The sequence below is a fragment of the Shewanella mesophila genome (assembly GCF_019457515.1).
Lineage (GTDB): Bacteria > Pseudomonadota > Gammaproteobacteria > Enterobacterales > Shewanellaceae > Shewanella > Shewanella mesophila.
Genome location: NZ_CP080421.1, coordinates 3,156,358 through 3,169,056, shown reverse-complemented (window position 1 = coordinate 3,169,056; position 12,699 = coordinate 3,156,358). Strand labels below are relative to the sequence as shown.

The 12,699-nt window shown below is 42.8% G+C and carries 11 protein-coding genes; 9 read left to right on the top strand and 2 right to left on the bottom strand.

Translation table 11 applies throughout. The features are described 5' to 3' along the window. Positions 1-439 precede the first annotated feature (439 nt). From mnmL to oxyR, 3 genes are all read left to right on the top strand, one after another. On the top strand, positions 440-1,360 hold the full coding sequence (mnmL, locus tag K0I73_RS14085; protein ID WP_220061700.1) for a tRNA modification radical SAM protein MnmL/YtqA: 921 nt from the start codon (positions 440-442) through the stop codon (positions 1,358-1,360). A gap of 189 nt (positions 1,361-1,549) precedes the next feature. Then, positions 1,550-1,915 (top strand): Hpt domain-containing protein, encoded by a 366-nt coding sequence (locus K0I73_RS14080; RefSeq protein WP_220061699.1) that lies wholly within the window; start codon positions 1,550-1,552, stop codon positions 1,913-1,915. Positions 1,916-2,488: 573 nt separating this feature from the next. Further along, positions 2,489-3,400 carry a hydrogen peroxide-inducible genes transcriptional activator OxyR gene (gene oxyR, locus K0I73_RS14075; RefSeq protein ID WP_220061698.1) on the top strand — a complete coding sequence of 304 codons (912 nt, stop codon included), beginning with the start codon at positions 2,489-2,491 and terminating at the stop codon, positions 3,398-3,400. A 9-nt stretch (positions 3,401-3,409) separates the two neighbouring features. Here oxyR and K0I73_RS14070 read toward each other — a convergent pair whose 3' ends face one another. Together K0I73_RS14070 and mutH are read right to left on the bottom strand one after the other, a co-directional pair. Beyond that, positions 3,410-4,489, bottom strand: a complete 1,080-nt coding sequence (locus tag K0I73_RS14070) for an adenylate/guanylate cyclase domain-containing protein (RefSeq protein WP_220061697.1) — start codon at positions 4,487-4,489, stop codon at positions 3,410-3,412. A 351-nt stretch (positions 4,490-4,840) separates the two neighbouring features. Then, a complete protein-coding gene (gene mutH, locus K0I73_RS14065) occupies positions 4,841-5,533 on the bottom strand; it encodes a DNA mismatch repair endonuclease MutH (RefSeq protein ID WP_220061696.1) in 693 nt (230 codons plus the stop codon). Between the two features lie 691 nt (positions 5,534-6,224). On the opposite strand from mutH, the gene rppH reads away from it, so the two are divergent. From rppH to K0I73_RS14035, 6 genes are all read left to right on the top strand, one after another. After that, the gene (rppH, locus tag K0I73_RS14060; RefSeq protein ID WP_220061695.1) at positions 6,225-6,749 is read left to right on the top strand and encodes an RNA pyrophosphohydrolase; all 525 of its coding nucleotides are present in this window, start codon (positions 6,225-6,227) and stop codon (positions 6,747-6,749) included. 33 nt (positions 6,750-6,782) lie between these two features. Further along, complete coding sequence (gene ptsP, locus K0I73_RS14055; RefSeq protein WP_220061694.1) at positions 6,783-9,014, top strand: phosphoenolpyruvate--protein phosphotransferase; 2,232 nt, start codon at positions 6,783-6,785, stop codon at positions 9,012-9,014. A gap of 94 nt (positions 9,015-9,108) precedes the next feature. Then, positions 9,109-9,903 (top strand): sulfite exporter TauE/SafE family protein, encoded by a 795-nt coding sequence (locus K0I73_RS14050; RefSeq protein ID WP_220061693.1) that lies wholly within the window; start codon positions 9,109-9,111, stop codon positions 9,901-9,903. Between the two features lie 65 nt (positions 9,904-9,968). Beyond that, entirely contained in the window at positions 9,969-10,820 is an 852-nt protein-coding gene (locus K0I73_RS14045; protein ID WP_220061692.1) for a thymidylate synthase, read from the top strand. A gap of 304 nt (positions 10,821-11,124) precedes the next feature. After that, positions 11,125-12,300: a Na+/H+ antiporter NhaA gene (gene nhaA / locus K0I73_RS14040; RefSeq protein WP_220061691.1), complete on the top strand. Its 1,176-nt coding sequence runs from the start codon at positions 11,125-11,127 to the stop codon at positions 12,298-12,300. Then, positions 12,297-12,680 (top strand): hypothetical protein, encoded by a 384-nt coding sequence (locus K0I73_RS14035; RefSeq protein WP_220061690.1) that lies wholly within the window; start codon positions 12,297-12,299, stop codon positions 12,678-12,680. The genes nhaA and K0I73_RS14035 overlap by 4 nt, the downstream gene beginning before the upstream one ends. Positions 12,681-12,699 lie beyond the last annotated feature (19 nt).

The window sequence follows — 12,699 nt, the reverse complement described above, 5'->3', positions numbered from 1 at the left end:
TGAAATGGTGTTTAATACACCTATAACGGCATCTTTACGTTAACGTCAACTGTGGTTTGACGTGTATAACATTATGAATAAAAAGAATTTTGATATTCACCACACTTTTGGTTTACTGAAATGTAACAAGTGGGGTGATTGTTTTTTATTTTGGAAAAGTGATTTTTATTGCAAATACAGTGAATGTTTTAACAATTATAATCCTTGGTGCGTCAAATGAGGGATGCTTCTGTTTTTAAGGATTTAAGGATTTAAGGATTTAAGGATTTAAGGATTTAAGGATTTAAGGATTTAAGGATTTAAGGATTTAAGGATTTAAGGATTTAAGGTGTTTGTGCTGGCTGATCTCAGGTGAACAGATGGTTGTTTGAGGTAGTACAAGGTTTATATGTTTTAAAATGATTAAAATAAGTGTCTGTGAATTTAAAGAGGAAACCCCGTGGGATTGGATAGTCATGTCAATACGTTTGGTCTGCAGTGTAAGCAAAAGTATGGCGAACGCCTTAAAAAATTGACCATAGATGCGAAATTTACCTGCCCAAATCGAGATGGGACATTGGGACTAGGTGGTTGTACCTTTTGTAACGTTGAATCATTTAGTCATGAGCATGGCACTCTAGATTCAATTTCCGAGCAATTAGCAAAAGGGCGTGAACGCACTAAAGGCAAGAGCTCAAAGTTCATCGCCTACTTCCAAGCTTATACCAGTACTTATGATGAATACTGCGTACTTAAGCAAAAGTATGATGAGGCCATAACGGACAACAGTATTGTGGGCTTGTGTGTGGGGACACGTCCAGATTGTGTCCCTGATCAGGTGATTGAACTACTTGCTAGTTACCAGAGAAGAGGCATAGAGGTTTGGCTCGAACTTGGGCTTCAGACGGCTAATCCTGAAACACTAAAGCGAATTAATCGTGGTCATGATTTTGAGGTTTATTTAGATACGGTTGGGCGTGCAAGGCAGGCTGGAATAAAGGTCTGTACTCACCTTATTTTAGGCTTGCCCGGTGAGACTCATGATGACTATTTAGTTACCCACAAGGCAGTGATAGCTGCTGGGGTTGATGGGTTGAAATTACATCCATTACATGTCGTCGAAGGGAGCACAATGGCTAAGGCTTGGCGCGCCGGTAGATTAGAGCTGTTGTCATTATCGGATTATGCTTCTAGTGTGGCAGAGCTAATACGTTATACGCCTAAAGATATTATTTTTCATCGTGTTACGGCTTATGCTAAGAAACCTATTTTGCTGGCGCCCGATTGGTGTGCTTTTCGCTGGGATGGCTTAGTGGCCATCGTAGATAACTTGGAAAAGCTGGGTGGGCAAGGTCATTATTTGGCCGACTCGTGTTTTTAGTAAATGCTGAACGATGATAAATAAAGTGAATTTTTAAGCAATTGAATTGCAAATAAGTTAAGGGATGGTTAAAAAATAAAGGATTTTACTATCATATGCTTCAATTAGTTGCACCTGCAATTATAGAGGGTATTATGGGGTAAATTTCGTTCTCATATAGTTAAGCATTATTTCGAGGGGTGCCTTAATATGGCAACAGCTGAGTTAGAATCAATATTGGATCTTAACACACTTGAGCAGTACTGCAGTGCGATTGGCGCGGGCACTTTGCTTAAAAGTGTCGTCTTATTTGAGCAGCTCATGCCTGAGTATGTTGGCAATCTGGTCAATGCTAGTGAAGCTCAAGACAAAGATACCTTATGTTCAGAAGCTCATAAGTTTAAGGGCGCAGCAGGATCGGTAGGTTTAAAGCGTATTCAACAGTTTGCCCAATTGCTTCAACATGGCGAAGCACAGGAATGGGCTGAGGGACATGAAGCTTGGTTGCAAGCTATCGTAGATAATGCCAGCAAAGATTTAGCTGAGCTAAAACAGTATTTAGAATCAAAAGCATAAGCTTGATTTGTAAAAAAACCTCGATGAGTAATCATCGAGGTTTTTTTATGTTCATCAGCAAGGCTGAACTCTCTAGGGCCTGTTGACCTTTTAAGGTTGTTTTTAACGAGCCGTTGGTTATTTGTACCGGGAGCGGGCTTTGTTGTGTAGTTATTCTACATAAAAAGCTGAGAACGCAGCAGAAATGACCTATAAACGCTGCTCAAAGGGGGCGGCTGAAAAATTTTACTCTTCGTTAAGTGAATTTTGCTTAGATCACTAGGCTGCAATCTACTCGCCTCAATTAGCACGTTTTTGTCTCGAACAAAACTCAACCAGTAAACTTCAATCGGCTCTAGGTTGAGCATTTCATTATTTCTCGCCTAGAGTTTGTTTAGCAAACAGCTAATTAGATCACTTTCTTATACTGATGGGGATTATGCCGATGGGTATTAAAATCAGTCAGTATGAAATATTCGCTCCTTTTTGAGCGAACGCTCACATATTGAGCAGCACAAAGGAGTTTTTGTACCGTCGACTATGCTAGAGTTAGATAGAATATCTGAATATAAAAACAAGTTGGTAATCGATTTTATGAAACATCTACCGAGTTTAAAAAATCTCTATTATTTGGTTAATCTCTTTCAAGAGCAGAATTTCAATCGTGCTGCCAAACTATGTCATGTGAGTCAGTCGACCCTATCTAGCGGTATTCAAAATTTAGAGGAACAACTGGGGCATCAGTTAATAGAGCGAGATCATAAGTCGTTTATCTTCACCGCGATTGGCGAAGAGGTCGTATTACGCTCTCGAAAGTTACTCACGGATGTCGATGATCTGGTTGAGTTAGTTAAACATCAAGGCGAACCTATGACGGGTGATATTCGTCTAGGCTGTATTCCGACGATAGCACCATTTCTACTCAGTCGAGTGGTAAAACATTGCCAGTCGAGTTACCCCAATTTAACCCTATTTTTAAAAGAAGATACGACAGAACGACTGCTCGATGCACTGGGTAAGGGCGAGTTGGATCTGTTATTACTGGCGTTGCCTGCCGATACCAGTGGGTACCATAGTATGAAGGTGGGAATTGATCCTTTTAAACTAATAATGCATAAGGAGTTGTCATCTGGCGTGACTCAGCCGGTGGATTATAAAGCCTTGCCCGATGAGAGTATTTTTCTACTGCAGTCTGAACATTGTATTACGGGTCATGCTATTAGTGCTTGTCGGCTTGGCGATAGCGATAAGATTAATCCGTTTGCGGCAACGAGTTTGCATACTTTAGTGCAGATGGTAAACAGTAAGTTGGGGACCACATTCTTGCCTCAGATGGCGATCGATGCTGGGATACTTAACGATACTGATTTAACTGTGATGACGCCGCCTGGAGAAGCGCCTTATCGCGATATCGGTTTAGTCTGGCGTCAAACGTCGAGTCGGATCATGACCTTTAGAACCTTAGGTAAGGCAATTGAGACTCTACTGGCATCTTCGACTAAGTAGCAAGCTCAGTTAGGCTGCAGAACCTCTAGGAGAGACGCCAAAAACGTCTATTGAGTGCTGTTTGCCTTTGAGCTTTACGGGCCCTAGATTGCTAAATTCATAATGACTAGAACTGGTATTGAGTTGAGAGTGCAATGACCCTGAGATCAACATTCTTTGACCAAGAGGATTACACTGATCTTGTAGGCGGGCCAAGGTGTTTAATACGTCACTAAAGAAGCTTATCTCTTGTTTTTGTACCCCAACGACTGCCGCGACCACTTGTCCACAATGGGCTGCGGCTTTGAATTTGGGGACAAAACCATATTGCTCTTCAAAATATTTTCGCTGCCAATTCAACTGTTGGCTAAATTCATAATAGATATTGAAGCTGCGGTCATGAACAATGCCGTCTTCTAGTGGCCAATAGATTAATACCGCATCACCCATGTAGCGATATATCTCGGCATCATTATTGATGATGGTATCAGAGAGCAAGCTAAAGCAATCTTGAATTAGGCGACTAAAACGATAGTCTCCTAATGATTCTGCGTGAGTGGTAGAGGCCACCATATCCAAGTAAAGGAATAGACGTTGCTCATATCGAGGACGGTGGTATTTTCCTAGGCCAATGTTGAGCAGAACCTTAGGTCCGACTAAAAGCGCCATTTGTTCGATGAAGGCTAGGCCAACCCGAACCACGACTAAATAGATAATAAGCGCTTGAAATGCGGGACTATAGAGAATATGCGCCGTCAGCATCTGCCGCAGCGTCGTCATATGGTTTTCAATCGCCCACATATTTAGAAATTGGGTAATGTAGGCGAGGGTTGTTGCACCTAAGAGAAGAAATAGGCCTTTGAATATGACGGAAAATAGATAAGGTAATCGATTAATCGCGCTAAAATCGGCAATTAAATTCGACATCCAGTGCAGGCTGCCAAAGATAATTCCCATGTAAATGGCGAGTGTTGCTAGATCCGCCGTGCCAACTGCCCATTGAGGTAGTTCAGGAGTCTGCGCATATCGGAAAAACACAAATGCCGCCATGGCTATAGCCCAAGCGAATATGGCAAAAATGAGTTTTTTTGCTTGTCTGCGCGCTCTCACTGTGACGAATAAATCCTAATCTGTGGCTGATGTTTCAGGATGCGCTAGTGTATAGAAAACACCCCTACCATTTCCAGTGAAATTTGTGATCTAAGTCAAATGAAGTTCAGATGCGTCAAAAAACAGACGTTTTTGATACCTGTTGGGTATAAGTTACCGCTCTGGTTATGCTTTTTTGATTACTATCGGGAATTAATATTAGATTTAACTGTTGTATCACCCCCTAAAATAGCTGTCTTCTAATGGACTTTTTACTCTCCATAGAGGGTCATTTGTCGTGTGTTAACTTTTGCCGAAAAAGCGATGTTTAGCGCCAATAGTAAAACGGTTTCCGAGAATATCTATCTGGAATTAGTTTTCTGCTAACTTTCCAGATAAGTAGTTATTAAGGATCTGCTGAGTGAACGGGATCTTAAGATAGAATCCCCTTGGGTTAGTTTGTTTTAAGCCACCATCGACGGCTATGCTTTGAGTCAGTGAACGACTATTGGCTCCTTTGGGGCGTAGTTGTAACACTTCGCCATGACGAGCTGTAATTTGCTCTACCTTGCCCAGTGCTATTAACTCCATTATCTCCTCCCAATCTTGGCGGATCATGGCAAACTCTTGTTCAGAGGGAGTCCAAAGGATCGGCATACCAATTTGGCGATCTTTGATGGGCTTGTCACGCATTCCTTCAACCGGGATCCATAACACGCGCTGTAGTTTGTGATATACCAGACTTTGCTCCCATGTGAGCCCTTGAATGTTTATCAATGGCGCGACGGTAACATAGGTGGTTTCTATCGGTTTCCAATGGTTATCTATGGGGATGGTCTTTAGCTCAACGCCCAAATGTAGGAAGTCTTGTTCTGGTTTTGAGCCTGCGAGCGCGCCGAGTTCATGTTCGATAAGCTGTCCTACCCAACCTTTATCTCGTTTAAGATCATTGGGCACACTTATATGGTGTAACTGTGCTAATTGACCCAAGGTAAGACCTGCCATGTCTTGGGCTCTTTGCATCAGTTCTTCGACTGTTTTAGGTGGGGTTGGGGTCGTGATCATTTGGTGATTTTACTCAAGTTACGAGGTTAATCAAATGTGTTTAAAAATCACTCAGCGTAAAATCCGGCAGAGTAAAACAGAGTGTTTTCCTTTTAACTATTTGATTATATAGTTAATATAATTCTTTTCCCATTATTTCGTTATGACTGTTTGCAAGTTACTCTTTTATTTCCCCTGCGTTTCTAACATGGTTATCCACAGAAATCTTGGATAACTGTGATGTGTGTTTTCAATTAACGCATTTATTATCGCTGTCAAGCTTAATTAGTCCCATAAATTTACCAAAATGGGTTGCCAAATAGTTTTACCTGTGAATAACCTAAGTGGTGATAAGGAGATCTTGGTATAACTCATATTGTTGCCGTAAATTTAAGCAATTATTTATCGCTCACTAATCACTTTCACTTTTTAGTCAATTTATTTAGTTTATTTCAATAGCTTAGTCTTTTAGTTTGTTGTTTTTAACTCGCGCATTTTTTGATCTTATTCTGTGAAAATAACATTTTCAACAGAGTTTCAAACAGAGATATCCACAGATTTTGTGGATATCCTTGTGACGTCGCTACTACAGCTGTTGATAAATCTGATTATTTCTGTTTTTTATCCAAATAATATCTGCTAAGAGATAATTGCCGAGTGCGCCGCTTTGTGAAACAATCGATCCATTAAAATTTTTCAATTTGGAGTCCATGTGATTGATAGTGACGGCTTTCGTGCAAATGTTGGCATCATTATCTGTAATCGCTTTGGGCAGGTTATGTGGGCTAGAAGATTTGGTCAGCATTCCTGGCAATTTCCACAAGGTGGCGTTGACGATGGCGAAACAGCCGAGCAAGCCATGTATCGGGAGTTGTATGAAGAGGTCGGCTTGAGACCTGAACACGTTCAGATTTTAACTTCGACTCGTTCCTGGTTGCGTTATAGATTACCGAAACGGTTAATTAGGCAAGACAGTAAACCTTTATGTATCGGCCAAAAGCAGAAGTGGTTTCTACTATTATTGAAGAGCCAAGAGTCTGCCGTCGATCTCAGCGCTAGTGGTCATCCTGAGTTTGATGATTGGCGCTGGGTTAGTTATTGGTATCCGGTGAGGCAAGTCGTATCTTTTAAACGAGATGTTTACCGAAAAGTAATGAAAGAGTTCGCCCCAACGGCATTGCCATATCAAGCTCAAGAATCTGGCCACAGTGGCAGAAGAAGAGGTCGTCGTAGGTAGATAAACAGATAGACAAATCAGGAGATTTAAGCTGTGCTAAAAACGCTTAGGGATATCACTCAGGCCGTTGCTGCTGCTGACGATCTTCAATCTGCTTTAAGTTTATTGGTAACCCAAACCAAGTCTGCCATGGCTACCCAATGTTGCTCTATCTATATATTGGAAGAGCAACAGCTGGTTTTATCCGCAACGGATGGACTCGACCCCAGTGCAGTTGGTCATGTAAAAATGCCACTAACTCAAGGGCTTGTTGGGTTAGTCGCTGAACGTGAAGAACCAATTAATCTCGCCGATGCACCGCTACACCCTAGATTTAAACTGTTTACCGAAGTGGCCGAAGAAGACTTTCGTGCCTTTCTCGCTGTTCCCATCATTTATCAAAAACTGATCCTAGGTGTGCTAGTTGTCCAGCAGGCCGACGAACGTCAGTTCAGTGAGGCTGAAGAGGCGTTTTTGATGACCTTGGCAGCCCAATTAGCCGTTGCCGTTCGTGAGCAACGTAAGAAGGCTGAGGTTAAATCTTCACCCGATCAATGTTATTACAGTGGCACATCGGCAGCCAATGGGGTCGTGATAGCTCATGCCATGGTTATTGGTGGTGATATTTCGCTAGAGCAGGAAGACTACTTCGCAACTGATATCGAAGAGGAGCTAATTCAGCTTAAGTATGCGCTGGATGCTTGCCGCAATACCTTGAGCGCTCTTTCGCAACGTTTCGATGGTGAAAACGAGAAAGAGGTTCAATCCATCTTCTCTGCGTTACTGCTGTTGCTCGATGATACTAGTTTGGGTGGCGAATATGTCCGTGAAATAAAATTAGGTTGGAGTGCTGTTTCTGCCGTTAGTCGGGTGTCGCTGCGCTATATTGATCAATTTTTACAGATGCAAGATCCCTACTTGCAAGAGCGTGCTACCGATATTAGAGACTTAGGCCAGAGAGTGCTTCGAGAGTTAATTGAGCCTCAGAAGATGCACATTGAGTTTGATGCTCCTGTTATCTTAGTGACTAAAGAAGCTACGGCGACTATGTTAGCTGAGTTTCCACAGCATAAATTGGTTGGTATTGTCACTGAGCTTGGTGGTGTTAACTCTCATGCCGCCATTTTAGCTAGAGCTTTTGGTGTACCCGCTGTGATAGGAGTCGAAGGGATCCTAAACGCAGGCATAGATGGCAAACAGATCATCTTAAATGCCAGTCGCGGTCAGGTGTTAGTATCACCGACACCGACGCTTATTAAAGAATACCGTAGTCATATCTCAGCAGAGAAGGCGCTGCAAAAACGTTATTCGAAGGAGTTATCCTTAGCGGCTCAAACGCTCGACGGGAAACGAATTCACCTCTATTTAAATGCAGGCTTGCTGAGCAGCCTAGCTTCGGAGGTCGCCGAGGGGGCTGATGGTATTGGTTTATACCGCACTGAAATTCCGTTTATGCTACAAACACGCTTTCCTAGTGAAGCAGAGCAGGTTGAGATCTATCGCCAGGTAATACAAGCGGCTGCTAATAAGCCTGTAGTGATGCGTACCTTAGATGTTGGTGGCGATAAACCCTTATCTTATCTACCCATTATTGAAGATAATCCTTTCTTAGGTTGGCGTGGTATTCGATTAACCTTAGATCATCCCGAATTGTTTTTAGTTCAGCTGCGCGCGATGCTTAATGCCGCTGGCGATAGCGAGCAGTTACATATTTTATTACCCATGGTTAGTTGTCTCGATGAGATAGATCAAGCTATCGCGTATCTCGAGCAAGCTTATCTTGAGGTCAAACAAGATATTCACCCTCAGTTGGTCAGGCCTAAAATAGGGATCATGTTAGAAGTGCCCGCTTTGCTATTTCAGCTTGAAGAGGTTAGCCAACGGGTCGATTTTATCTCTGTCGGTTCAAATGACTTAACTCAATATCTACTGGCGGTTGATCGCAATAATCCGCGGGTTAGTACCCTGTATGATTGTTATCATCCTGGAATATTACGAGCGCTAAAACGGGCTCGTGTCGAATGCCAACAGTATCAACTGTCTATTAGTGTTTGTGGCGAGTTGGCTGGTGAGCCAATCGGTGTCATCTTACTCGTCGCCATGGGATTTGATCAGCTAAGCATGAACCAAGGTAGCCTAGCTAAGATAAACTACTTGATTAGGCGAGTTTCATATGCCGATTTGAATGAGCTATTAGAAATGGCGCTCTCCTTATCGAGTGGTGGCGAAGTGAGGCGCTTGGTGACTCAATATTTGAGAAATAATGAGTTGGAGGAATTTTTATAAGCCTTGTCGCGAATGAAACGAATTAAGGGAATTTCAATCCGATGAGATTTGATTTAAGCTAGAGCGCTTTAATAGCCTAAGCAATCGAGACAGAATGTTAACCATATTTTTAAGTTGTGTAGTCCTTGGTGCATTTATCGGTTTTATGGCTGGTCTGCTTGGCATTGGTGGCGGTATTATCGCTGTCCCTGTGTTGCTGTTTTTGTTGCCGAAAGTAGGTGTTATACCAGAACATTTGACCCATGTGGCAATTGCGACATCCTTAGCCGCCATTATTTTAACCTCTTTATCTTCAGCAAAAGCACATCACTCTCGAGGCAACGTACCTTGGCCTCTGTTAAAGATAATGCTGCCAGGTTTTGTGTTAGGGGCCTTATCCGCTGGTTTTATCTCATCACTGTTCTCCGCAGAGACCTTAAAACAAGCTTTTGCCATCTTCGTTATTATTATGGCGATTAAGATGGTGTTTCCGTTTAAAGCCCCAGAAGTAGAGCGTCAGTTACCTCAGCCTAGTTACCTTTTTATTGCCGCATTAGTGATTGCGATTATCGCGGCGCTGATGGGGATCGGTGGTGGAGTGTTACTGGTTCCATTTTTGTGTTGGTGTGGTGTGCAGATGCGCCATGCTATCGGTTTTTCATCGGTCACGGGCTTTATGATTGCACTATTTGGAAGTATTAGTTATATCTTAGCGGGTTGGGGGGCTGAGGGACTTCCTGATTATATGTTGGGCTATATTTATCTCCCTGCGCTTGTCGGTATTGTATGTACATCTATTTTTATGGCGCCTGTTGGAGCGAAAGCGGCGAGCGTCTGGCCAACGCCAATGTTAAAGAAAATATTTGCCGTGATGCTTATCTTTACAGGTCTTAAGTTAGCATTGACCTAACTAATTTTTTGTTTGCTCAATTTTTAGCAAGCTATCGACTAATCGCGATAACTGAGTAGGAAACCATGAAACAGTATTTGCAACTTTGTAACCGGATCATTGATGAAGGTGTCTGGGTAGAGAATGAACGAACAGGTAAGCGTTGCTTAACCGTAGTCAATGCAGATTTGGTATACCGTGTTGATAAAAATGAGTTCCCACTCATCACTACACGTAAAAGTTTCTGGAAAGGTGCGATAGCAGAAATGCTCGGTTATTTACGCGGCTATGATAATGCTGCGGATTTTCGTAAGTTGGGAGCGAAAACTTGGGATGCCAACGCTAACGAGAACCAGGCTTGGCTTAACAATCCTCATCGTAAAGGTGTCGATGACATGGGACGGGTCTATGGTGTGCAGGGGCGAGCCTGGAGTAAACCTGATGGTGGCAGCGTAGACCAATTAAAGAAGATTGTCGATAACCTATCTAAAGGGATTGATGATCGCGGCGAGATCTTAAGTTTTTATAATCCTGGTGAGTTTCACATGGGCTGTTTGCGTCCCTGTATGCATACCCATAATTTTTCCTTGTTGGGCGATACTCTCTATTTAAATAGTTTTCAACGTTCTTGTGATGTCCCTCTTGGCTTAAACTTTAATCAAGTACAAGTGTTTGCTTTATTAGCGCTTATTGCCCAAATTACTGGTAAAAAAGCGGGGACGGCCTATCATAAAATTGTCAATGCTCACATCTACGAAGATCAGCTTGAGCTGATGCAAGAGGTTCAGCTGAAACGGCAACCTTATCCTTCTCCCCAGCTGCATATTAACCCTGATATAAAGTCGTTAACGGATATTGAAACCTGGGTGACCATGGACGATTTTGAAGTGACAGGCTACCAGCATCATGATGCGATAAAATATCCTTTCTCTGTCTAACGATAACGACAATAACGAGGAAATACTGAGGTTAGAGCGTTAACTGTTTCGATGGCATTTAACGCTTTATTTATTCTGCACGCATAAAAACGCTCTTAAACATCTATTCTTATTTGTGAACTACCTGACATACCCGTTTTTAACCCTATTTCTCAGTAGATTATTGCATAGCTGTTGATTAGTCATCTTTTGCTGTCTAAACTCAATACATCGGAAATTTCGATGTTTAAAGCAGAGGCAAACGATTATTCAGTAAGATAGCAATGAGCTAGACTCTGTACATTAGGTGTTAATGGAGCGATATATGGAACGGGCAATTAGAAACTTTCTAAGCCAAGAATCGGCAGGTGGGATCCTGTTAATGGGGGCTGTGTTATTAGCCATGATCATGGCTAACTCGCCATTATCAGATGTTTACCAAGGTTTTTTGCATACAGAGATGCAGATTCGTGTTGGTTTATTAGATATTGATAAGACCCTTATTCATTGGATCAATGACGGCTTAATGGCGCTGTTTTTTATGCTAATTGGTCTAGAGGTAAAGCGAGAATTACTCGAAGGAGCATTGTCTAGCCGTGAGCAGGCTTCTTTGCCTACATTTGCTGCGATAGGTGGGATGCTGTTTCCCGCCGCTATCTATTTAATCTTCAACTATTCAGATCCTGTCACTCAAAATGGTTGGGCGATCCCCGCTGCGACAGATATTGCGTTTGCGCTCGGGATTATGGCGCTGCTGGGAAGCCGCGTTCCTGTCGCGTTAAAAGTGTTTTTGTTGGCCTTAGCCATTATTGATGATTTGGGCGTGGTGGTCATTATCGCGATGTTCTATAGCTCAGATCTGTCGACCATCAGTTTGGTTGTTGCTGCCGTTGCGATCGTTTGCTTGATTGGGCTCAATCGAAAAGGTGTCACTGCACTGGGTCCATATGGTGTTGTCGGACTCATTTTGTGGATCGCGGTGCTCAAATCAGGGGTTCATGCCACACTCGCCGGGGTCATTATTGCTTTTTGTATTCCGTTACGGGCGAAAGACGGTAGTTCGCCATCAGAAAACCTTGAGCATAGTCTACACCCTTGGAGTACCTTTATTATTCTGCCTATCTTTGCTTTTGCGAACGCAGGTGTTGACCTTTCTGGTATGAGTATTGTTGATTTAGTGTCACCCGTCCCTGTCGGCATCGCATTAGGTCTGTTGTTAGGTAAGCCCCTAGGTGTGCTGTTGTTTAGCTTTATTGCCGTCAAATTGAAGCTTGCCGTTTTGCCCGAGGGAATGGGTTGGCGTCATATTGCGCCTGTAGCGGTAATGTGTGGTATCGGTTTCACTATGTCGATGTTTATCTCCTCTCTAGCGTTTGTTGGGGAAGGCGATATGTATGGTGATGTAGCGCGCCTTGGTATTTTAACGGGCTCCATTCTGTCGGCATTAATCGGCTACTTCTGGTTGTCAAAAGTGCTTCCAGAACAAGGAGAAAAAGCATGAAAAAATCATTAATTACCTTAATGCTCACTATGGGTATGGCTGCGAGTGCATCGGCATCTCAATTAGCCGCCTGTAACCAAGATGTGGAAAGCTTAGCGTGTGTACATTATCTCGAAGGCGTTGTGGACGGTGCGTTAATGTATAAGCCTAACGCCATAGGTAAACGTGTTGAGTCTAATGGTTATGAATCTCGTGCGCTTAAATACCGCAGTGGCAAACGTTTTCAGCAGGCTAACAGAACCTATTGTGAAAGTCGGATTCCCGATCGCGACGATTTAGTGCTGGGATTGGAAGAAGCTTTTTCGGCTGGGAGTATCAATACTGCCGATGAGCTAACGAGCGTTGTATATAGTTTGATGGACTGTCAGCGTTTAAAATAAGGCAGTCGTTGGGCATAGG